Source organism: Actinomadura luzonensis (assembly GCF_022664455.2).
In the GTDB taxonomy this organism is placed as follows: domain Bacteria; phylum Actinomycetota; class Actinomycetes; order Streptosporangiales; family Streptosporangiaceae; genus Nonomuraea; species Nonomuraea luzonensis.
On sequence record NZ_JAKRKC020000001.1, the window covers coordinates 962,506 to 983,295 of the forward strand.

General features: G+C 72.8%; 17 protein-coding genes. 7 read left to right on the forward strand and 10 right to left on the reverse strand.

What is annotated here, in order from left to right:
- Window positions 1-12: 12 nt before the first annotated feature.
- The 3 genes from cysS to MF672_RS04530 all read left to right on the forward strand — a co-directional run bounded on the left by cysS (window position 13) and on the right by MF672_RS04530 (window position 4,970).
- Complete coding sequence (gene cysS / locus MF672_RS04520) at window positions 13-1,368, forward strand: cysteine--tRNA ligase (protein ID WP_242372696.1); 1,356 nt, start codon at window positions 13-15, stop codon at window positions 1,366-1,368.
- 133 nt (window positions 1,369-1,501) lie between these two features.
- On the forward strand, window positions 1,502-4,009 hold the full coding sequence (locus MF672_RS04525; protein WP_242372747.1) for a penicillin acylase family protein: 2,508 nt from the start codon (window positions 1,502-1,504) through the stop codon (window positions 4,007-4,009).
- 97 nt (window positions 4,010-4,106) lie between these two features.
- The gene (locus MF672_RS04530) at window positions 4,107-4,970 is read left to right on the forward strand and encodes a hypothetical protein (RefSeq protein ID WP_242372697.1); all 864 of its coding nucleotides are present in this window, start codon (window positions 4,107-4,109) and stop codon (window positions 4,968-4,970) included.
- Here MF672_RS04530 and MF672_RS04535 read toward each other — a convergent pair.
- Window positions 4,956-5,408: a hypothetical protein gene (locus tag MF672_RS04535; RefSeq protein WP_242372698.1), complete on the reverse strand. Its 453-nt coding sequence runs from the start codon at window positions 5,406-5,408 to the stop codon at window positions 4,956-4,958. The genes MF672_RS04530 and MF672_RS04535 overlap by 15 nt on opposite strands.
- A 75-nt stretch (window positions 5,409-5,483) precedes the next feature.
- Between MF672_RS04535 and MF672_RS04540 the strand changes: the two genes are divergently transcribed.
- The gene (locus MF672_RS04540) at window positions 5,484-6,368 is read left to right on the forward strand and encodes a hypothetical protein (protein ID WP_242372699.1); all 885 of its coding nucleotides are present in this window, start codon (window positions 5,484-5,486) and stop codon (window positions 6,366-6,368) included.
- A 133-nt stretch (window positions 6,369-6,501) separates the two neighbouring features.
- On the opposite strand, the gene MF672_RS04545 is transcribed toward MF672_RS04540, so the two are convergent.
- On the reverse strand, window positions 6,502-6,837 hold the full coding sequence (locus tag MF672_RS04545) for an ArsR/SmtB family transcription factor (RefSeq protein ID WP_242372700.1): 336 nt from the start codon (window positions 6,835-6,837) through the stop codon (window positions 6,502-6,504).
- Between the two features lie 59 nt (window positions 6,838-6,896).
- Between MF672_RS04545 and MF672_RS04550 the strand changes: the two genes are divergently transcribed.
- Window positions 6,897-7,226 carry a putative quinol monooxygenase gene (locus MF672_RS04550; RefSeq protein WP_242372701.1) on the forward strand — a complete coding sequence of 110 codons (330 nt, stop codon included), beginning with the start codon at window positions 6,897-6,899 and terminating at the stop codon, window positions 7,224-7,226.
- Between the two features lie 10 nt (window positions 7,227-7,236).
- Here the strand turns inward: MF672_RS04550 and MF672_RS04555 are convergent, their stop codons facing one another.
- The 3 genes from MF672_RS04555 to mshB are packed head-to-tail and all read right to left on the reverse strand — an operon-like array spanning window position 7,237 to window position 9,083.
- Complete coding sequence (locus MF672_RS04555) at window positions 7,237-7,731, reverse strand: flavin reductase family protein (RefSeq protein WP_242372702.1); 495 nt, start codon at window positions 7,729-7,731, stop codon at window positions 7,237-7,239.
- An 18-nt stretch (window positions 7,732-7,749) separates the two neighbouring features.
- Entirely contained in the window at window positions 7,750-8,166 is a 417-nt protein-coding gene (locus MF672_RS04560) for a DUF6113 family protein (protein ID WP_242372703.1), read from the reverse strand.
- Between the two features lie 11 nt (window positions 8,167-8,177).
- Window positions 8,178-9,083 carry an N-acetyl-1-D-myo-inositol-2-amino-2-deoxy-alpha-D-glucopyranoside deacetylase gene (gene mshB / locus MF672_RS04565; protein WP_242372705.1) on the reverse strand — a complete coding sequence of 302 codons (906 nt, stop codon included), beginning with the start codon at window positions 9,081-9,083 and terminating at the stop codon, window positions 8,178-8,180.
- Between the two features lie 44 nt (window positions 9,084-9,127).
- On the opposite strand from mshB, the gene MF672_RS04570 reads away from it, so the two are divergent.
- The gene (locus MF672_RS04570) at window positions 9,128-11,203 is read left to right on the forward strand and encodes a S9 family peptidase (RefSeq protein WP_242372707.1); all 2,076 of its coding nucleotides are present in this window, start codon (window positions 9,128-9,130) and stop codon (window positions 11,201-11,203) included.
- Between the two features lie 7 nt (window positions 11,204-11,210).
- On the opposite strand, the gene MF672_RS04575 is transcribed toward MF672_RS04570, so the two are convergent.
- The gene (locus MF672_RS04575) at window positions 11,211-12,323 is read right to left on the reverse strand and encodes an ABC transporter permease subunit (RefSeq protein WP_242372709.1); all 1,113 of its coding nucleotides are present in this window, start codon (window positions 12,321-12,323) and stop codon (window positions 11,211-11,213) included.
- A gap of 233 nt (window positions 12,324-12,556) precedes the next feature.
- Here MF672_RS04575 and MF672_RS04580 point away from each other — a divergent pair, with 233 nt between their 5' ends.
- Window positions 12,557-13,942, forward strand: a complete 1,386-nt coding sequence (locus tag MF672_RS04580) for an alpha/beta fold hydrolase (protein ID WP_242372711.1) — start codon at window positions 12,557-12,559, stop codon at window positions 13,940-13,942.
- A 185-nt stretch (window positions 13,943-14,127) separates the two neighbouring features.
- Here the strand turns inward: MF672_RS04580 and MF672_RS04585 are convergent, their stop codons facing one another.
- From MF672_RS04585 to MF672_RS04600, 4 genes are all read right to left on the reverse strand, one after another.
- Window positions 14,128-15,969: an ABC transporter ATP-binding protein gene (locus MF672_RS04585; RefSeq protein ID WP_242372713.1), complete on the reverse strand. Its 1,842-nt coding sequence runs from the start codon at window positions 15,967-15,969 to the stop codon at window positions 14,128-14,130.
- Window positions 15,970-15,972: 3 nt separating this feature from the next.
- Window positions 15,973-18,315 carry an ABC transporter transmembrane domain-containing protein gene (locus MF672_RS04590; protein ID WP_247815160.1) on the reverse strand — a complete coding sequence of 781 codons (2,343 nt, stop codon included), beginning with the start codon at window positions 18,313-18,315 and terminating at the stop codon, window positions 15,973-15,975.
- A gap of 27 nt (window positions 18,316-18,342) precedes the next feature.
- Window positions 18,343-18,480 (reverse strand): hypothetical protein, encoded by a 138-nt coding sequence (locus MF672_RS04595; protein WP_242372715.1) that lies wholly within the window; start codon window positions 18,478-18,480, stop codon window positions 18,343-18,345.
- A gap of 359 nt (window positions 18,481-18,839) precedes the next feature.
- Window positions 18,840-19,976, reverse strand: a complete 1,137-nt coding sequence (locus tag MF672_RS04600) for an MFS transporter (RefSeq protein WP_242372748.1) — start codon at window positions 19,974-19,976, stop codon at window positions 18,840-18,842.
- Window positions 19,977-20,790: the final 814 nt, after the last annotated feature.

The window sequence follows — 20,790 nt, forward strand, 5'->3', positions numbered from 1 at the left end:
AGGCTCGGGAGAATGCTTCGGATCCACGACACGCGCGCCCGGCAGGTCGTCCCGCTCCAGCTCGGGCGGGCGGTGCGGATGTACACCTGCGGGCCCACGGTCTACCGGCGCGCGCACGTCGGCAACCTGCGCACGTACGTGCTGGCCGACCTGCTCAGGCGGGTGCTGGAGCGGGGCCGGACGCGCGTCGTGGCCTGCCAGAACGTCACCGACGTCGGCCACCTCACCGACACCGGGGTGGACAAGGTGGTGCGGGAGGCCGAGGCGGAGGGCCGCTCGGTGCGCGAGCTGGCCCGCGGCTACGAGGACGCCTTCCGCGCCGACACGACCGCGCTCAACGTCCGGCCGCCGGAGCACACGCCGCGGGCGAGCGAGAGCGTCGAGCCGATGATCGAGCTGATCGCGAAGCTGGTCGAGCGGGAGCACGCGTACACGGTGCCGGACGGGTCGGTCTTCTTCGCCGCGCGGACCTTCCCTGCGTACGGCGAGCTCTCGGGGAACCGGCTGGAGGACCTGCGGCCCGCCCACCGCATCGAGGCCGTCGACCCGCGCAAGCGCTTCCACGCCGACTGGGCCCTGTGGAAGCCCGCCGACGGCGAGCTGACCTGGGACTCCCCGTGGGGGCGCGGCTTCCCCGGCTGGCACGTCGAGTGCTCCGCCATGTCGCTGAGCCTTCTCGGCCCGGCCATCGACCTGCACCTCGGCGGCATCGACCTGCGCTTCCCGCACCACGAGGACGAGCGGGCGCAGTCCGACGCGGCCACCGGGCGCGAGGTGGTGCGGCACTGGGTGCACGGCGAGCATCTGCTGTTCGACGGGCGCAAAATGGCCAAGTCCACCGGCAACGTGGTGCTGCTGTCGGACGTGACCGAGGCCGGGCTCGACCCGCTGGCGGTGCGCCTGGCGTTCCTGGAGCACCGCTACCGGCAGCAGCTCAACCTCACCTGGGACACCCTGCGGGCCGCCGACCGCACGCTGCGCCGCTGGCGGGCGCGGGTCGCCGAGTGGGCCGAGTCGCCCAGCGCGCCGATGGCCGCCGGGCACGTGGAGCGGGTGGAGGCGGCGCTCGACGACGACCTCGACAGCCCCGCGGCGCTGCGCGTGCTGCGCGAGCTGGAGCGCGACGAGTCGGTGCCGCCGGGGGCCAAGCTGGAGTCGTTCCTGCACGTCGACCAGGTGCTCGCGCTCGACCTGTCGGTCGACATCGGCCGGGCGCCGGTGCTGCCCGCCGGGGCCGGCGAGCTGCTGGAGTCGCGTGCCAGGGCGCGGGAGGCCCGCGACTGGGCGGCGGCCGACCGGCTGCGCGACGAGCTGGCCGAGCTGGGCGTGCGGGTCGCCGACACCCCCGACGGCCAGACCTGGGCGTGAACGTCCCTTCGCGTCGTTTCTCCGGACTCGCTGCGAAGGGGCGGTGATCGTCCGGAGCAGTGATCGCGGGCTGCCAGACTTAGTGCCAGTTCTGCGAAGGGGAGGTGTCGGTCAGGTGAGGCCCTATGCGTGGATGCCGCGGCCGTTGCGGTGGTTCGCTCGGGTGGTGACCGTTCTTCTCGCGCTGGCGGTGGTGCTGGCTGGGGTGCTCGTCCATACCGTGCGGAGGTCGTTCCCGCAGGTGGACGGGTCGTTGCGACTGCCCGGTCTAAGCGGAAATGTAGAGATTTATCGCGATAAAACAGGAATTCCGCACATCTACGCCTCCAGCGCCGCCGACCTTTTCATGGCGCAGGGCTTCGTCCACGCCCAGGACCGTTTCTACGAGATGGACTTCCGCCGGCACATGACCGCCGGCCGCCTGTCCGAGCTCTACGGCCGCGCCACCCTCGACACCGACAAGGCCCTGCGCACCATGGGCTGGCGCAAGGTCGCCGAGCAGGAGCTGCCCCTGCTGTCCGACGACACCCGCGCCTACCTCGACGCGTACGCCAAGGGCGTCAACGCCTGGCTCAGCGCCAACCCCAACGCCTCCGACCGCAGCCTCGAATACTCCGTGCTGAAGCTCCAGAACGGCGCCTACCACCCCGAGCCGTGGAGCCCCGCCGACTCCCTCTCCTGGCTCAAGGCCATGGCCTGGGACCTGCGCTCCAACATGGACGACGAGATCGACCGCGCGCTCATCGCCGAGAAGCTGCCCCGCGAGCGCGTCGAGCAGCTCTACCCCGGCTACCCGTTCGACCGGCACTCCCCCATCGTCACCTCGGGCGGCCTCGACCGCGACCGCTTCGACCAGCGTGCCGACCCGCGCCTGCGGCTCGGCACCGGCGCCGTCGTCCAGGACGCGGCCGTGCAGGGCGCCGCGCGCACCCTGGACGCCGTGCCCACCACGATGGGCACCGCCGACCGCGAGGGCGTCGGCTCCAACTCGTGGGTGATCTCCGGCGCGCACACCAAGAGCGGCAAGCCGCTGCTGGCCAACGACCCGCACCTCGCGCCGCAGCTGCCGTCCGTGTGGTACCAGGCCGGGCTGCACTGCCGCAAGGTCGGCGCGGAGTGCCCGTACGACGTGACCGGGTTCACCTTCTCCGGCGTGCCCGGCGTGGTCATCGGGCACAACGCCGCGATCGCGTGGGGCTTCACCAACCTGGGGCCCGACGTCGCCGACCTGTTCCTGGAGAAGGTGGACGGCGGGACGTACCTGTACAAGGGCGAGCAGCGCAAGCTGGAGACCCGCCAGGAGCAGATCAAGGTCGCCGGGGGCTCCCCCGTCACGATCACCGTCAGGAGCACCCTGCACGGGCCGCTGATCAACGAGGTCATGAGCGACGCCAAGCCGAGCGGCGGCGCGAACGCGGTGGCGCTGCAATGGACCGCGCTGACCCCGGGCCACACCGCCGACGCCATCTTCGCGCTCAACAAGGCGGGCGACTGGGCGCAGTTCAGGTCGGCGGCGTCGCTGTTCGACGTGCCCGCGCAGAACCTCGTCTACGCCGACACCACCGGCCGGATCGGCTACCAGGCGCCGGGACGCATCCCGGTCCGCGCCAAGGGCGACGGCAGGTGGCCGGTGCCCGGCTGGACCGGCGAGTACGACTGGCTGCCCGCGCCCATCCCGTTCGACCAGCTCCCGTCCGTGGAGAACCCCGAGGAGGGGTTCGTCGTCACGGCCAACAACGCCGTCATCGACCCCGCCCGCTACCGGCCGCTGCTCACCGACGACTGGGCCTACGGCTACCGCTCCCAGCGCATCCGCGACCTCGTCGAGGAGGCCGTCGGCAAGGGCAAGGTGGACGCCGCCACCATGGCCGCCGTGCAGCGCGACACCCGCAACGGCTTCGCCGCGACGCTCGTGCCCGCGCTGATGAAGGTCGACCTGGCCGGCCCCGCCCAGCAGGCCAGGGAGCTGCTGAAGTCATGGGACGGCTCGCAGGGCCTCGACTCGGCGCCGGCCGCGTACTTCAACGCCGTCTGGCGGCAGCTGCTCGTCCTGACCTTCGACGACGAGCTGCCGGAGGGCGCCAGGCCGGCGGGCGGCGACCGGTGGTACGAGGTCGTCCGGCGGCTGCTGGAGAGCCCTGACGACCCGTTCTGGGACGACGTCACGACGAAGGGCTTCACCGAGCGGCGCGACGACGTGCTGCGGCAGGCGATGGCGTCGGCGTACCAGGAGCTGGCCGACCGGCTCGGCGACGACGTCGCGACCTGGCGGTGGGGCGACCTGCACCGGCTCGACCTGGTCAACGGCTCGCTCGGGGCGTCCGGCATCGCGCCGGTGGAGGCCCTGTTCAACCGGGGGCCGCTCGCGGTGCCGGGCGGCAAGGACGCGGTGAACGCGACCGGCTGGAACGTCCAGCGGGGCTACGAGGTGACGGCGGTGCCGTCGATGCGGATGGTGGTGGACCTGTCCGACCTGGACAAGTCGCAGTGGATCAACCTGACGGGGGCGTCGGGGCACGCCTTCCACGACAACTACTGGGACCAGGCTGAGATGTGGGCCAAGGGCGGCCTGCTGCCGATGCGCTCCAGCCCCGGCTCCGTCCGCGAGGCCGCCGCCCACACCCTGAGGCTCACCCCCTGATCCGCCTCGGGCGGCTCCGGCTACAACCCTGGTCGTAGCCACGCTCCAAACTCTGGGCTGACGCGGTCCCCGCCCCCGTCCTGCCACCATGGCGCCCATGAATCGCCTCTGGTACGTCGTCGGAGTCCTGCTGATCCTCGCGGGCCTCGTCCACCTGGGCGTGTTCGTGCTGCACGGGGGCGGCACGCCGTGGGAGGGCCCGGTGTCCTGGCGCAAGCCGTTCACCTTCGGCGTGTCCTTCGGCCTGAGCGTGCTGACCCTGACCTGGGTGTCCGGCTTCCTCGCCGTCCGTCCCCGCACCCGGGCCGTGCTCCTGGGCGCCTTCGCGCTCGCCTCCACCGTGGAGGTCGCCCTGATCACGCTGCAGGCGTGGCGCGGCGTCCCCTCCCACTTCAACATGGCGACCGCGTTCGACACCGCCGTCGCCAGGAGCCTCGCGGCGGGCGGCGCGGTGCTCGTCGCGATCGGCGTGACCATGGCGGTCGCCGCCTTCCGCGCCGCTCCCGGGGTGGCGCCCAGCATGCGGCTGGCCGTCCGCGCGGGCTTCGCCACGCTGCTGGCCGCGATGGCGTTCGGCGCCGTGATGATCGCGCGGGGCGTGGTCGCGGTCGTGACCGGTGACCAGCAGCTCGCCTACACGGTCGCGACCGCGCTCAAGCCCGCGCACGCCGTGTTCATGCACGGCGTGCTGCTCCTGCCCGCCCTCGCCTGGCTCCTGGCCCGCGCCCTGCCCGCCGAGGAGCACCGCCTCCGCCTGGTGCGCCTGGCCACCTGGACGTACGTCGGGTTCGCCACGGCCGTCTCCGCCCTCGCGGTGGCCGGCCTCACGCCGGTGAGCCCGTCCATCGCGTCGGTCATCTGCGCGGGCGCGGTCTCCGGGCCGGCGCTCGGCGCGCTCGTGCTCGGCCGCCTACGGCCGCGCTCGCTCGGCCGCCTCCGGCAGCGCTTACCCGTCTCCTGACCCCGGCGGTCCACCCGCCTCGCCGTCGCCGCCCCGCCGCCACCGTGGCGGCACCCGGGGATAACCGCCGTCCTCCAGATCGGCCAGCCGCTCGAAGAGGTTGTACGTCGCCTGGTGCCCGCACACCACCACGGAGGCCAGCATGGCGAGCAGGTAGAGCGGCAGCATGGGCAGCCCGACGCACCAGGCCCACTGCGTGGCGTGCCGCCCCTCGTGCAGGATGAGCCGTTCGCTCAGCGAGTCATGCCTGGTCAGGACGACGTTCCCGACCGTGAACGCGCCCGCGATCGGGAAGCGGTAGCGATACCCGAAGGCGAGGATGAGCCCGTCGGGGCCGCGCTGCCGGGTGGCCCCGCCGATGACCGAGATCAGCAGCCCGAACGGCGTGGCGAGATTGACGTAGTTGATCGCGCGCCGGAACCGATAGCGCCTGTCCATGTCTCTCAGCCTTGACCAATCTTGACAACTCGGAATAATGGCCAGGGTCCTGAAATCTCCCACAAGAGCAGGATCATGAAACTCTCCATCCTGGGCGCGCTGCTCGGCACCGTCGCACTGGCCGGAGCCGGTGGCATCGCCGTCACCCAGACCTCAGCGGCCGACCCCCTGCGCACCGACAGCTCTCCCATCGACGCACCGGTGGTCCTGGCCACCGACCCGATCCCGAGCGAGACTCCTCCCACCGCCGACTATGCCCTGACCACGGCGGTGGTCAAGAAGAGGGGCCACTCCTATCTGAACGTCTCCGTCGAGTATGACGGGGCCGCCGTCTTCGGCGTCAAGCAGAGAGTGTGCAAGCGCCGGTCCTGCAAGAACGTGACCACCGACATCCCGGTCACGACCGGCACCGGCCAAGCCACCAAGAGGCTGGGCTGGGGCACGTACAAGAAACGCGGCAAGCCGACCGTCACCCTGACACCGCTGCCCACGGTCACGATCACCGAGCCGGGCCCCACGGTCACGGTCACCGAGCCAGGCCCGACGGTGACGGTCACCGAGCCAGGCCCGACGGTGACGGAAACGTTCACCTGCCAGCCCGCTCCCCCACCCGCCACCCTCCCACCGACAGACACCCCGCCCGAAACCCCCACCCCGACCGACACACTGCCCGAAACCCCCAGCCAGTCCCCCACTGGTGCCCCGACGAGCACTCCCACCGACACCTCGACGGGCACCCCGACCGACTTCCCGACCGACGCCCCGACCGACACGGCGTCCCCACCGGTGTCCCCCACGGAGATCCCCGTCTGCCCGCCCCCACTCCCGGAGCAGCCCACGGCCTTCCCGACGGACACCCCGACGGACACCCCGACGGGCACCCCGACGGAAACGCCCCCGAGCACGCCGACGGACACGCCGACCGAAACCCCCACCACGCCACCGGCGCCCGCACAATAACGGCCGCCACCACGAACGACGCTCGCCGGTGACACACCCACCGGCACCGTGACCGCGCGGGCCGGGCCAAGCCCCAAGCCAGGCCCGGCCCGCCCCTTCATCCAGAGATGCCCGCCATCCAGCCGCGCGCGGCCTACGCCTCGCCCTCGTCCAACTCGCCCTGATCCAGTTCGTCCCGGTCCAGTTCGTCCCGGTCCAGTTCGTCCACGAGGAGCCGGAGCAGGCCGGGGAAGCGTCGCTCGATGTCCGTCCTGCGTAGCCGCAACGTGCTCCCGTTGCCGTGATCGCGCTGCGTCACCAGCCCCGCCTCCCTCAGCACCCGGAAGTGATGGGTGCGGGTGGCCTTCTTGACCGGCAGGTCGAAGGACCCGCAGGCCCGCTCGCGGTCCTCGGGGTCGGCGGCGAGCTCGGCCACCACGCGCCGCCGCCGGTCGTCGGCGAGCGCGGCGAGCACCTTGCCGAGATCCATCAGCACCCCCTTCAGGTACGAGTTGCATCATACCTGGCCTCTGGCTACTCTCCGAAGGTATGGAAATCGTCATACCTGAGGGTTCCGGTCCCATCGCCGTCCACGGCTTCGCCCGCCCCCGCCCCGAACGGGCCGAGGAGCTGGAGCGCCTGCTGCTGTCGTTCGTCGCGCCCACCAGGGCCGAGCCCGGCGCCTGGCAGTACCAGGTCCACCGCGACGCCGCCGACCCCACCACGCTGGTCTTCTACGAGCTCTGGCGGTCGAGGGACGACCTGCGCGCGCATCTCGCCCAGCCCGACCTGGCCCGGTTCCAGCGCGACCGCATGCACTACCTGCGCGAGGACCTGGAGATCCACTGGCTGACCCCGCTCACCGCGGAAGCCCCGTAGCCGGCCCCGGCTACAGCCGCTTGTAGCGGCCTTCGTGGTACAGGAGCGGCGCCCCGTCCGCGGGCATGTCCATCGACGTCACCCCGCCCACCACGATCGAGTGGTCACCGCCGTCGTGCACCGCGCTCGTCGCCGCCTCCAGCGTGGCGATGGCCCCGTCGAACAGCGCCACCCCCGACTCGCCCCGATGGTGCGGCCACCGCGCCAGTTGCCCGCTCAGCGGCCGCCCGCGATGGGCGAAGTAGCGGGAGGCGTCCTCCATGGAGGCGGGCAGCACGGACACCCCCCACACCCCCGCCTCCAGCACGGCCGCGTGGAACCTGGCCACCTTCTCGGCGCAGAACAGCACGAGGAGCGGGTCGAGCGAGACGGAGGTGAACGAGTTGACGGTCATGGCGTGATCGAGGTCGCCCACACGGGTCGTGACGATCGCGACCCCGGTGGTGAAGCGGCCGATGACCTTCCGATACGAGTCCGGGTCGACGTGCCGCTCAATCGAATGCACGTCGTTTACTTTATGCCGCTACGTCGGGTTCTTCGGAGGGTACCCTCGCAGAAGCCACGAACCCCCGCCTGACGAGGGCGAAAGCAGATAGGCCACGACAAGCGCCGCGAGCCCCCCGTACAGGTACACGTACCCCGGGACGCCGCTGGCGATCACCAGGTCGCCGGAGGCGAGCTGCACCGTGAACGGCATCGTCACCAGCAGCCACCCGGCCCCGGCCACGGCCGCCCCCAGCCGCGCCCGCATCAGCCTCCCCGCCCCCAGGCAGACGAGGAACAACATCAGCACCCACAACACGGCCCCGCCCGGCACCGGCCCCGCCTGCCACAGGGGATGCGTGAACCCGCCCACGACCCCCATGACGACCCCCAGCACGAACAGCATGCCGTACGCCGCTCCACCCAGCGCCGACTCGGCCTGGCCGCGATGCTCCATGCCGACTGAGGTTAGTGGATGCCCGCGAAGAGATCGTTCTCGCGGTTGTGCGGCTCGCCGAGCCCGCCGGCCTCGACGGGCGGCCCCGGCGCCGGCCGGCCCGGCACCCCGAGGGCGAGGACGAAGTGCTCGACGCCCAGCACCTCCTGCCCGATGTTGTTCGACAGCGCGAACCACGGGTCGCGGACGGTGATCTGGGTGGCGTGCGCCCGCATGGCCTCCATCTTGTTGCCGATCCACGGCCGGGCGTCGATCTCGGTGGTGACGTCCTCGTCGCGGTTGCCGAACGGCATGTCGTCGACGTCCTCCAGGAGGAAGCCGGTGCCGGCCTCGCGCAGCGACTCCGCCGACCGGCGCATGACGGACCTGGGCAGCGCCGTGTGGTAGAACTTCGCGATCTGCCAGGGCTCGCCCTCGCCGAAGGCCGGGTCGGCGGCCAGCTCGTACGCCCGCCGCGAGACCCGGTGGGCCTGGATGTGGTCGGGATGCCCGTAGAAGCCGTGGTCGTCGTAGGTGACCAGGACCTGGGGGCGTACCTCGCGGATGACCTCGACCAGCTCGCCCGCCGCCTCGTCGAGGTCGGCGCGCCAGAACGCCCTGGGGTGCTCGTTGGTGGCCGCGCCCATCATCCCCGAGTCGCGCCAGCGGCCCGGCTCGCCGAGGAAGCGGTGGTCCTCGACGCCGAGCGCCTTGCAGGCGGCGGCGAGCTCGCCGATCCGGTACGGGCCGAGCGAGTCCTCGCGGTCGGCGGCCAGGTGGGCGAGGTGCTCGGGGATGATCTCCCCCTCCTCGCCCAGGGTGCAGGTGACCAGCGTGACGTGGGCGCCTTCGGCGGCGTACCTGGCCATGGTCGCGCCGGTGCCGATGGACTCGTCGTCCGGGTGGGCGTGCACGAGGAGCAGGCGTCGGTCCGTCATGGTCACGAGCGTAACAAGGGCGTGTTGCTGGCAGGATTGGCCCCATGAGTGAGAGCTTCCCGCGTCTGTCCGCCAGGACCCGGCGGTTCACCCTGGGCGTGCCCAGGGGCTTCACGATCTCCCCGGACGGCGGCCGGGTGGTCTTCCTGCGCACGCGTTCGGGCACCGACCCGGTGACCTGCCTGTGGGAGCTCGACACCGAAACCCACGTCGAGCGGCTGGTCGTCGATCCGCGGCTGCTCCGTGGCGACGACGAGGAGAACCTGCCGCCGGAGGAGCGGGCCAGGCGCGAGCGCAGCCGGGAGGCGGCGGGCGGCGTCGTGGCGTACGCCACCGACTCGGCGGTGACGCGGGCCTGTTTCGCCCTGTCCGGCGGTCTGTACGTGGTGGACCTGGCCGGCGGCGAGGCACGCAGGCTGGAGACGCCGGGCGCGGTCATCGACCCCCGGCTGTCGCCCGACGGGCGGCAGGTCGCCTATGTCACCGGCGGCGCGCTGCACGTCCAGGACCTCCTCTCGGGCGCCGACCGCGCGCTCGCCGTGCCGGAGTCGGAGACGGTGACGTACGGGCTGGCCGAGTTCATCGCCGCCGAGGAGATGGACCGCCTGCGCGGCTACTGGTGGTCGCCGTCGGGCGACGCGCTGCTGGCCGAACGGGCCGACGAGGCGCCGGTGCGGGTCTGGCACATCGCCGACCCGGCGAACCCGGACCGCACCCCGGCGGCCCAGCGCTACCCCGCCGCCGGCACGCCCAACGCCCGCACCGAGCTGTACGTGCTGGGGCTCGACGGGTCGCGGGTGGCGGTGCCGTACGAGGAGGAGTACCTCGCCACGGCCGCCTGGGACTCCCACGCGCTGTCGATCGTGACGCTGACCCGCGACCAGAAGACCATGCGGCTGTCCACCGTCGACCCGGCGACCGGCGCCACCACGCTCGTGCGCGAGGACACCGACCCGGCCTGGGTCGACATCGTCGGCGGCGTCCCGGCGCACCTCGACGACGGCTCGCTGGTCTGGGCGGCCAACGGCGAGGGCGGCCACCGCCTCTTCGTCGGCGACCGCGCGGTGACGCCGCCCACGCTGCAGGTGCGCGCGGTGCTGGACGTCGACCACGACAGCGTGCTGTTCAGCGCGAGCGGCGACCCGACCGAGATCCAGCTCTGGACGTGGGACGGCCACTCGCTGCTGCCGGTCTCGACCCGGTCCGGGGTGTTCTCGGGCCGGATGTCCGGCGGGGTCGGCGTGCTGACCGAGCAGAGCCTCGACGCCGAGGGCGTGTCGGTGACGGTCGTGCGGCGCGACGGCATGGCGGTGCCGATCCCGTCGTACGCGGAGCGGCCTGGGCTCGACCTGCGCGTGTCGATCGGGCGTTCCGGGCGGCGCGAGCTGGCCACCGCCGTGGTGCTGCCGTCCTGGTACGAGCAGGGGTCGGGCCCGCTGCCGGTGCTCATGGACCCGTACGGCGGGCCGCACGCGCAGCGGGTGCTCAACCGGCGCGGCGCGTTCCTGGAGAGCCAGTGGTTCGCCGAGCAGGGCTTCGCCGTGGTCGTGGCCGACGGGCGGGGCACGCCGGGCCGGGGCACCGCGTTCGAGCGGGCGGTGCTCAACGACCTTGCCACCCCCGCGCTGGAGGACCAGATCGACGCCCTGCACGGCGTGGCCGAGCAGTACGGCGACGATCTCGACCTGTCGCGGGTGGCCATCAGGGGCTGGTCGTTCGGCGGGTTCCTGGCCGCGCTGGCGGTGCTGCGGCGGCCCGAGGTGTTCCACGCGGCCGTGGCCGGGGCGCCGGTGACCGACTGGCGGCTGTACGACACGTGCTACACCGAGCGTTACCTGGGCCATCCGGACGAGCAGCCCGAAGTGTACGAGAACTCCTCGCTCTTCGCCGACGCCGCCAAGCTGGAGCGTCCGCTCATGCTCATCCACGGCCTCGCCGACGACAACGTGGTGGCCGCCCACACGCTGCGCCTGTCCTCGGCCCTGCTGGCGGCCGGTCGCCAGCACACCGTGCTGCCGCTGTCCGGCGTCACGCACATGACGCCGCAGGAGGTCGTGGCCGAGAACCTGCTGCTGCTCCAGGTGGACTTCCTGAAGAAGGCCCTGGGCGTCACCGGCTGACGCGGGGTCACTGGAGGGCGTCGAGCAGCCGGCCCACCACCAGGCCGGCCATGACGACGACCGCCAGGATCACGTAGAAGACCCATACGGAGGCGTTCAGCAGGGCGAGCTGGCCCTGGACGATGGCCAGGATCAGCACGGCCAGCAGGGTGCCGGTCACCGCGCTGCGGCTGCCGTCGGGGCTGGTGCCGCCGAGCAGCACGGCGGCCAGCGCGAACACGACGGTGGACGTCCCCTGGGCGCCCGGCTGGGCGGCGCCCAGACGGACAAGCAGGACGAACCCGCCCAGCGCGGCCAGCACCGCCGAGCCCGCCATGCCCACCGTACCGGCCAGCCACATGCGCCTCGCCCCGGCGTCCGCCGCGTCGCTCAGCCGTTCGCGGACGTTCAGCGCCGCCCAGAACGCCCCGCCCGCCATCGAGATCACCGCGAACACCACGAACCACGTCACCTGCGGCGGCGACGGCGGCTGCGTCACGGGGACCGTCCGGCCGCCGGTGATCGCCAGGGACACGGCGTCGCAGGCGAGGCCCGCGCCGAGCGTGACGGCCCAGGCGGGCATGGACATCGGAAACGCCTGCGACCGCCCCGCCACCCCACCGGCCCGCCCGAGTGCCCCGCCGCTGGTTTGCCCGGGTGCCCCGCCGCTGGTTTGCCCGGGTGCCCCGCCGGCCCGTCCCGGCGCCGCGAACCCGCCCGCCGGCTCCTGGAGCGTGAGCCTGTTGCCCCGCTCCGGCAGGGGTGACGCGCCCGCCCATCCCCCCGCGCCTCGGGACGCGGTCGCGGGCTCCGACACCAGCACCGTGAACGCCCCCACGACCAGCCCCGCGACCGCCGCCACGACCAGCACCGACGCCAGCGCCGCCCCCAGGGACATCCCGCTCGCCTCCGCCATGGTCGCGACGAGCACCCCCGACAGCGTCGCCACGGCCCCCACCGCCAGGTTGGGCACCCCGGCCCGGAACGACAGGGCGAGCGCGGAGGCGATCAACCCGAGCGGCGCGGCCTGCGCGAGCACGTTGAGCACGTGCCCGGTCGGCGCCGTGACCAGGACCATGCCCAGCCCCAGGACCAGGAGCACACCGAGCAGCCCTTCCCAAGCCCACTGCCATTTGCTCACGCCGTCGATGCTGACGACCCCACCCCACCCCCGCAAGCCCCAATCCCCACCCGCGCCCCCCGCCCCCGCATCCACGCCACGCCACGCCACGCCTGACAACCCTGGCAGGACCCTGCCGTCCGACACCCCTGGTAGGACCCACCGTCTGACAAACCCTGGTAGGACCTGCCCGCCCAAAAGATCAAACCCCGGTCCGACGCGCCGTCCGCCCCCGATCCGCGATCGTGAACGCCATGTTCAAGCCCGTCATCCTCGCCCTGTCCCTCCTCACCACCACCCCCGCACCGCCGCCCCCAGCACCGCCCCTCCCATGGGCGCCCTGCCCGGCCGACAAGATCGGCATGGAGTGCGCCGACCTCCAGGTCCCGATCGACTGGCAGAAACCCGACGGCCGCAAGCTCACCCTGAAGCTGGGCCGCCTCAAAGCCACGGGCGCAGACGGCGCGAAGGGCTCGGTCCTGATCGCGTACGGCGGCCCCGGCGCCCCCGGCATCGCCCTCACGCAAACCGTCCCGGCCTGGTGGGCCGGCCTCCGCACTCGCATGGACATCATCACCTGGGACACCCGCGGCTACGGCGAGCAGTTCCAGGGCCTGAGCACGGGCCTGCCCTGCACCTGGACCCGCATCCCCATCCCCGCCCTCCCCCGCGACGACGCCGACCTCGGCCGCCTGTCCGACACCAACCGCGGCTACGCCGAGCCCTGCCGCGGCAAGGACCCCGAGCTGTTCGCCCACATGAGCTCCGCCGACCAGGCGAAGGACATGGAGGCCATCAGAAAGGCCCTCGGCGCCGACAAGCTCAACTACTACGGCGCGTCCTACGCCGGCTTCTACGGCCAGGCCTACGCCCGCCTGTTCCCCGACCGCGTCCGCACGATGGTCCTCGACGGCACCTGGAACCACAGCCCCGCCGACTGGCAGGCTGAGCTGGAGGAGACGGCCAAGGCCAACGAACGCGCCATGAACCGCTTCTTCACCTGGTGCGCGGCCAACGACTGCAAGGACGTCCCGGCCCTGTGGCGTACCCTGCTCGCCCGCGCCGGCCGCACCCCGATCCCCACCACCACGGCCAACGTGGCCTATCAGGCCCGCGACCTGCAGTCCCTGGCCCTGGCACAGGCCCGCCAGGGCCAGCAGGCCTGGCCCGGCCTCGCCACGGCCATCCGCGAGGCGGCCAAGGGCGACGCCTCCGGCTTCGTCCCGCCCCGCGGCGCCCGCTACCCCGACCAGACGACCGGCGTCACCGAGTGCACCGACTGGCCGCGCTTCACCTCGCTCAAGCAGGCCCAGACCGTCACCGCCCGCCTGCAGCGCATCGCCCCCGACACCGGCGCGGCCAACACGGTCGCCGAGGCAACGCTGGGCTGCATCGGCTGGCCGGCTTCCGTCACCAACCCGCCCGCCCCGCTCCCCAAGGGCCTCCCGCCGCTGCTGGGCGCGGGCGCCTGGGACGAGTCCGACGCCGTCACCCGAGCCCTCTCCCAGGTCCCGGGCAGCACCACCATCCGCCACGAGGGCCCCGGCCACACCTTGTACGGCACCAACGAGTGCGCCCGCGACCACATCAACCGCTACTTCACCGACCTCACCGTGCCACCCGCCGGCACCACCTGCTGACCCGGCGAGCCCCCACCGAAGTCCCGCCGGCCCCGGGCATTGCCCTGACCGCATCCCAGGGCATTCGCCAAGTGACGCCGCCACCCCAGAACATCCACCCCCGGCGACCCACCGGAGCGCCAATGGCCACGCCCGCCCACGCACCTATCGAGACGTCAGCCGACCACCGGCCACGGCGGAAAGCGTCACCCGGAAGGCCGCCCCGATGCCTCAAGAGAACCTCGAGGGCTCTGGGAGCCACGTGGGCCTTGAGTGCCACCTTGAGGACCGCCTTGGAGACCACCTTGAGGGCTGCCATGCCAGCTCGCCCAAAGAGCCGCGTACGAGCCCCCTGCCGCCACGAGCTCCTCATGCGACCCCAGCTCACTGATCCGCCCGTCCTCCACGACCGCCACCCGGTCCGCGTCGTGGGCGGTGTAGAGCCGGTGCGCGATCGCGATGACCGTCCGCCCCTCCAGCACAGCGGCCAGCGACCGCTCCAGGTGTCTGGCCGCCCGGGGGTCGATGAGCGAGGTGGCCTCGTCCAGCACGAGGGTGTGCGGGTCCGCCAGCACCAGCCGGGCCAGGGCCAGTTGCTGGGCCTGGGCGGCCGAGACGGCCAGCCCTCCGGACCCGACCTGGGTCTCCAGCCCGTCCGGCAGGGCGAGCGCCCACCCGAGGGCGTCCACGGCCGCCAGCGCCTTCCGCACCGCCTCGTCGTCGGCGTCCGGCCGCGCGATCAGCAGATTGTCCCGCACCGTGCCCTTGAAGATGTGGTGCTCCTGGGTGACCAGGGCGACGTGACCGCGCAGCTCGTCCAGCGGCAGGTCCACCAGAGGCACGCCGCCCACCGTCACCGAGCCGGTACGCGGTCCGTGGATGCCCGCGAGCAGCCGTCCCAGCGTGGACTTGCCCGCTCCGGAGGGCCCGACCATCGCCAGCCGCTCGCCGGGCTGGACCGTCAGCGACACGCCGTGCAGCACGTCGCGGCCCTCCCGGTAGGCGTACCGGACGTCGTCCGCCTCCAGCCGCTCACCGGCCGGGCGGGCGTCGGACGGCGCCCGGTCCTCTGGGACGTTCGCCACGCCGAGGAGCCGCGCCATGGCGGCCCCGCCCACCTGCAGCTCGTCGATCCACATGAGAAACCTGTCGAGCGGGTCGATGAGCTGCTGGGCGTAGAGCGCGGCTGCGGTGACCTGGGCGAGCGTGACCCAACCGCTGGTGTAGAACAGCCCGCCGACCAGCAGCGCGCTCACGACAGGGATGACGTAGCCCAGCTCGACGGCCGGATACCAGGCGACCCGCAGGCCGAGGGTGTAGCGTTCGGCGGCGAACGAACGGGCGATGTCCCCGTCCGTACGCGCCCGCCGGCGCTCCTGCAGCCGAAGCGCCTCCACGGCTCTGGCGCCCTCCACCGTCTCGGCGAGCCCTTCGGTCATGTCCGCGTAGGCGGCGTTCTCACGCAGGTAGCCGTCACGGGCGTACCTGAGGTAGCGGCGGGTGGAGAGGTAGATCACCGGGCCCGCGAGCAGCATCGGCAGCATGAGCAGGGGGCTGACGAGCACCAGCGCGCCCACCGTGATGAGGAAGGTCACCCCCGCGATGAGCGTCTCCGGCACCGCGTGCCGCACGGTGCGCGACAACGAGTCGACGTCCCGCGACGTCCTGGTGATCAGGTCGCCGGCGCCGGCCCGCTCGACCGTCGACAGCGGCAGCTCCAGCACCTGGTCCACGAACTCCTCGCGGAGCTCGGCCAGCACCTTCTCGCCCAGCTTGGCCGAGGCCAGCACGGCGTACCGCATGAGCAGCCCCTGCACCAGCAGGAACGCCCCGAGGGCGGCCGCCACGACGACGACGTTGACCTCGGCCCCGCGCTCGACGTCCTCGACCAGCTCGCCGAGCCGCCACGGCACCACGAGCCCCGAGACGGCGGCGAGCGCGTGCAGCAGCAGCGCCGAGGCGAGCCGGCGCGGGTACTTCAGCGTCAGCCGCCGGGCATAGGCCCGCACCTGCCTCCGGTCCGCGACCGGCAGGATCTCCCTGGCCATGACTCAGTCCTCCCCGCGGGTCACCGTGGACGCGTACTCCGGCGAGGTGTCCAGCAACTGCCGGTGCGTTCCCTCCGCGAGCACCCGCCCGTCCTCGACGTAGATGACGTGATCGGTACGGTCGAGCACGAGCGGGCTGGTCGTACAGATCAAGGTCGTCCTGCCGGCCCGGCTCTCCGCCAGCCGTCGCGCGATGCGCGCCTCGCTGTGCGCGTCGACCGCGCTGGTCGGCTCGACCAGGATCAGCACCTCCGGATCCGCGACCAACGCGCGGGCGAGCCGCAGTCGCTGCTGCTGCCCGCCGGAGAACTCCCGCCCGGCCTCGGCCACCCAGGTGTCCAGGCCGTCGGGCAACGCCTCGACGATGTCCTCCGCGCAGGCCACGTACAACGCCTCCCGCACCCGCTCCTCGTCACCAGCCACCGCACAACCGTCCGCCCCACCAACCACCGACCCGCGACCCACCGACCCGCGACCCACCGATCCACGGTCCGCCGCCTCACGGTCCGCCGCCTCACGGTCCGCCGCCTCACGGTCCGCCGCCTCACGGTCCGCCGCCTCACGGTCCGCCGCCCACGCGTTGCCCTCTGGCGCGTCAGACGCCGACGCCCCCACCCCCGACCCGCCACGCTCCGACCCGAAGCCCTCCGGCCCAGAGCCCTCCGGCCCAGAGCCTTCCGATCCATCACCCTTCGCCCTAGGGCCCTCCGACCCGTCGCCCTTCGACCCGCCATCCACTGGCCCATCAACCATCGACGTGCCGACTACCGTCGAGCCACCCACCGAAGAGCCACCCACCGAAGAGCCGACCGCCGCCGGGCCGACCGACGCCGCGCCAGTTGTCGACGCGCCAGTTGCCGACGCGCCGACCACCGACGAGCCGCCCACCGACGAGCCGCCCACCGGCATACCGGCTGTCGACGGGCGGGCCGTCGGCGCGTGGACCGTCGGCACACCATCCGACGACACGGGAACCGGCGGCACAGGCACCGACGGCACAGGCACCGATGGCACCCGATCCGATGGCATGGGAGCGGACGAGGCGTGGATGTCGAGTTCGTCCCTCAGACGTCCCGTGAACAGGCGGGCGTTGTTGTCGGCTACCAGGATGCGACGGCGGACCTCGTCCACCGGCAGGGTGCTCAGCTCGGCCGAGCCGAACGTCACGTCACCTTCGGCGTAGCGGCCGAGGCGGTCGGCAATGGCGATGGCGTCCTCGGGCGAGCTCGCGGCCACCGCTGTCAGGACGCCCGGCTGGACGGTGACACCGCTGTAGGAGTCGCGCAGCACCCCGCCCCCGCTGCTTGCCTTGCCGCCCTTGATCTCGGGCTCGATCGCCAGGATGCGGATCACCCGCCCGGCCGCCACGTGGCCCTTGGTGAGCTTGTCGGCCATCTCGGTGAGCGTCCGGAGAGGGCCGATCAGGAACACCGCGTACAGGTAGAAGGCGACGAGCTGACCGGTCGGGATCTCACCGGCGACGGCGAAGGAGGCGCCGATGCCCGTGACGATCGCGATGAGCAGGCCCGGCAGCAGGATCTGGGCGCCTTCGAGCACCGACTCGACCCGCGCCACGCGCACGCCGGCGTGCCGCACCCGCTGCGATTCCTCCCGGTACCGTCCGGCGAACACCTGCTCGCCACCGATGCCCCGCAGCACCCGCAGCCCCGCCACGATGTCGGCGGCCCTGGTGGACAGCTCGCCGGTCAGCTCGCGCTGCCTGGCCTGCCGCCGGTGGAGGGGCTTGAGCAGCGGCCCCACGGCGACGGCCATGAGCGGCACGCCGAACAGCACAAGCAAGCCGAGCGGCAACGAGGTCGAAATGAGGATCACGGTGACCGTGATGATCGCCACGACGGAGCCGGCGCCGCGCAGCAGGATGTCCATGGAGCTGCCGATGTGAGCGATGTCGGAATTGCCGACGCTCACCACCTCGCCCGTGGAGAGCCGCTTCGGCAGCGTGGCGCCGAGCCGCGCGGCCTGGCGCGTGGTCAGCTGGACCGTGCGGTAGGCGGCGGCCAGCCAGTTGTAGACGGCCATCCGGTGCCGCATGACGCCCGTGAACGCCTGCACCAGCCCGAGCCCGAACAGGACGGCCGCCCAGGTCAGCAACGCCTGGGTGTCCTTGGCGGTGACGGCCTCGATGCCCTGCCCGAGCACGGCCGGCATCAACGCCTGCACCAGCCACCAGAGGGTGGCGTAGCTGATGCCCGCCAGCAGGGACGGGGCCTGCCGCCGCGCGTTCCACCACAGGTAGCGGAGCGGGCTGCGGAGGTCGGGCACGCCGGGATCGGCCTCAGGAAGGGAGCGCATAGCCTGACAACCTTGACAAGGCTCCGCCTGCACCAGCAAACCATTTTCGCCGCCGCCAGCTCACCACCGCCGCCGCGAGTTCACCACCGCCGCCGCCACTGCCGCCACTGCCGTCATCGCCGCCGCCACCGCCACCGCCGCCACCATCGCCACCATCGCCACCATCGCCACCATCGCCGCCACCATCGCCGCCACCATCGCCCATCGACTCCACCGCCTCAGCGGAAGGCGCGCCACACCAGTGCCAGCCGCCGCCCGGCAAGCGCGTCCCGCTCGATCTCGTGAGGCGCGCGCCGCACTCCGCCCTGTGGCGGGAAGGGCACGCCACACTGGCGTCGCGGTGAAAGCGTCACGTTTGAGTTCGGGGAGGCGCGGCTCACTCGGTCTTGGGAAGGGGGGCCACCCGAATTCTGCGAAGGGAAGCGCGCCTCGCCGCAAGACGCCCACCTCGCCGCAGGACGCCCGCCTCACCGCAGGACGCCCACCTCGCCGCAGGACGCCCGCCTCGCCGCAGGACGTGCGCCACGTCCGTACCTGTTTGCGGTGAGAGGTGCGGTTTAGTGGATGTTGCGGAAGGCGCGCCAGGTGTACGCCAGGGCGGCCGCTGCTGTGATCGCCAGCAGTACGTAGCCGATGGTGTAGGCGCCGGTCGCCGCGTACACCACGCCCATCACGAGGGGCGGGAAGTAGCCGCCGAGGCCGCCGGCGGCGCCGACGAGGCCGGTGACCGTGCCCACCTTGGACGGCTCCACCACCTTGGCCACCAGCGCGAACACACCGCCCGTCCCGAGGCCGAGGAAGAAGGCCATGAGGACGAAGCTCAGCCCGGCGGGCACCTCCAGGGGCGGGCGGAGCATCAGCACGAGCGCCATCACGACCACCCCCGCGAACGAGGTCAGCAGCACCCGGACGGCGCCCAGCCGGTCGGAGAGCGTGCCGCCCAGCGGCCGGGACAGGACTGCCGCGATTGAGAAACCCGCCGTGCGGACGCCGGCGTCGGTCTGGGCGAAGCGGTAGACGTTCTCCAGCAGGGTCGGCAGGTACGTGGAGAAGGCGACGAAACCACCGAAGGCGACCGCGTACAGGAAGGAGCACTGCCAGGTGGCCTTGACCTTGAGGGCGTCGCGCATGCGGGGCAGGGCGGGGGCGGTCGCCGGGGACCAGCGGGGCGAGTCGCGGCTCGCACCCAGCATCAGCAGGCCGGTCAGGGCCAGCACCGCCGCCATCAGCAGGTGGGTGGCCGGACGGCCGAACGCCTCCACCAGGCGGGGCGTGAAGAAGGCCGACAGCGCGGTCCCGCCCATGCCGGCGCCGAAGACGCCGGTCGCGAAGCCGCGGCGGGCGGGGTCGTACCAGGCGTTGACGAAGGGGATGCCGATGGCGAACGTCGTCCCGGGGATGCCGAGGAGGAAGCCCCAGAACAGCAGCCAGCCGTAGGAGTCGGACCAGCCGACGAACACCACCGGGACGATCGACACGAAACAGGCGATGGCGAACATCCGCCGGCCGCCGAAACGGTCGGTCAGCATGCCCGCCGGGATCCGGCCCAGGGCGCCGACCAGCACCGGGATCGCGATGAGGAGCGAGGTCTGGGTCGGGGAGAGGCCGAGGCGGCGGGTGTAGGAGCCGGCCAGGGGGCCGATGAGGTTCCAGGCCCAGAAGGTGATGGCGAAGGCGGTGGTGGCAAGGACCAGGTTGCGGGACCGCGCGCTGTCGGAGCGTGGGGGGCGAGGGGTATCGGGCTCATGGCGGCCGTTGTCGGCCTGGGGATCGGTGGTGTCGGGCTGGGGATCGGTGGTGTCGGGCTGAGAGCCTGCGGTGTCGGGCTGGGGGCGCGTGGCGCCGGGCCCAGGACGGGCGGGATCGGGCTGGGAGTGGGCGGGGTCGGGCCGAGGGTGGGTGCTGCCGGGCGCAGGGCGAGCGGGATCGGGCCGAGGTCCGGCGGGGCCGGATTGAGGGTGGGCGGTGCCGGGCGCGAGGCGGGCGGGCTCGGGCTCAGAGTGAGCGGGGTCGGGCTCAGGACGGGCGGGTTCGGGCAGGGATTCGGCGGGGCCGGGTCGAGGGTGGGTGGCGCCGGGCGCAGGGCGAGCGGGATCGGGTTCAGTGTGGGCAGGGTCGGGCTCAGGACGGGCAGGGTCGGGCTCAGGACGGGCAGGGTCGGGCTCAGGACGGGCAGGGTCGGGCTCAGGACGGGCGGAGGCGGATTCCGGGCGGAAGGAGGCGGATTCAGGACGCGCAGGGTCGGGCCCAGGACGCGCAGGGTCGGAGCCCCGGCGGGAGGAATCGGGCTCAGGGCGGGAGGGGTCGGGCTCAGGGCGGGCGGGGTCGGGTTCAAGGCGGGAGGAATCGGGCTCAGGGCGGGCGGGGTCGGGTTCAAGGCGGGCGGAGTCGGGTTCAAGGCGGGCGGGGTCGGGCTCAGGGTGGGGGGAGGCGGAGGTCGGGTGGGCCGGGGTGGGGGGAGGTTCGGTGGGAGCGGGGGCGGGGGTGGGGTGGTCCTGGTGAGGCTGG

Excerpts from the sequence above, each read along its gene's own strand:
- MF672_RS04535 (WP_242372698.1), bottom strand. The coding sequence starts at position 5,408 with ATGGACAGGCGCTATCGGTTCCGGCGCGCGATCAACTACGTCAATCTC.
- mshB (WP_242372705.1), bottom strand. The coding sequence starts at position 9,083 with ATGACGGACCGACGCCTGCTCCTCGTGCACGCCCACCCGGACGACGAG.
- MF672_RS04580 (WP_242372711.1), top strand. The coding sequence starts at position 12,557 with ATGTTCAAGCCCGTCATCCTCGCCCTGTCCCTCCTCACCACCACCCCC.
- MF672_RS04540 (WP_242372699.1), top strand. The coding sequence starts at position 5,484 with ATGAAACTCTCCATCCTGGGCGCGCTGCTCGGCACCGTCGCACTGGCC.
- MF672_RS04530 (WP_242372697.1), top strand. The coding sequence starts at position 4,107 with ATGAATCGCCTCTGGTACGTCGTCGGAGTCCTGCTGATCCTCGCGGGC.
- MF672_RS04595 (WP_242372715.1), bottom strand. The coding sequence starts at position 18,480 with ATGGTGGCGGCGATGGTGGCGGCGATGGTGGCGATGGTGGCGATGGTG.
- MF672_RS04545 (WP_242372700.1), bottom strand. The coding sequence starts at position 6,837 with ATGGATCTCGGCAAGGTGCTCGCCGCGCTCGCCGACGACCGGCGGCGG.
- MF672_RS04525 (WP_242372747.1), top strand. The coding sequence starts at position 1,502 with ATGCCGCGGCCGTTGCGGTGGTTCGCTCGGGTGGTGACCGTTCTTCTC.
- cysS (WP_242372696.1), top strand. The coding sequence starts at position 13 with ATGCTTCGGATCCACGACACGCGCGCCCGGCAGGTCGTCCCGCTCCAG.
- MF672_RS04560 (WP_242372703.1), bottom strand. The coding sequence starts at position 8,166 with ATGGAGCATCGCGGCCAGGCCGAGTCGGCGCTGGGTGGAGCGGCGTAC.
- MF672_RS04550 (WP_242372701.1), top strand. The coding sequence starts at position 6,897 with ATGGAAATCGTCATACCTGAGGGTTCCGGTCCCATCGCCGTCCACGGC.
- MF672_RS04570 (WP_242372707.1), top strand. The coding sequence starts at position 9,128 with ATGAGTGAGAGCTTCCCGCGTCTGTCCGCCAGGACCCGGCGGTTCACC.
- MF672_RS04585 (WP_242372713.1), bottom strand. The coding sequence starts at position 15,969 with ATGGCCAGGGAGATCCTGCCGGTCGCGGACCGGAGGCAGGTGCGGGCC.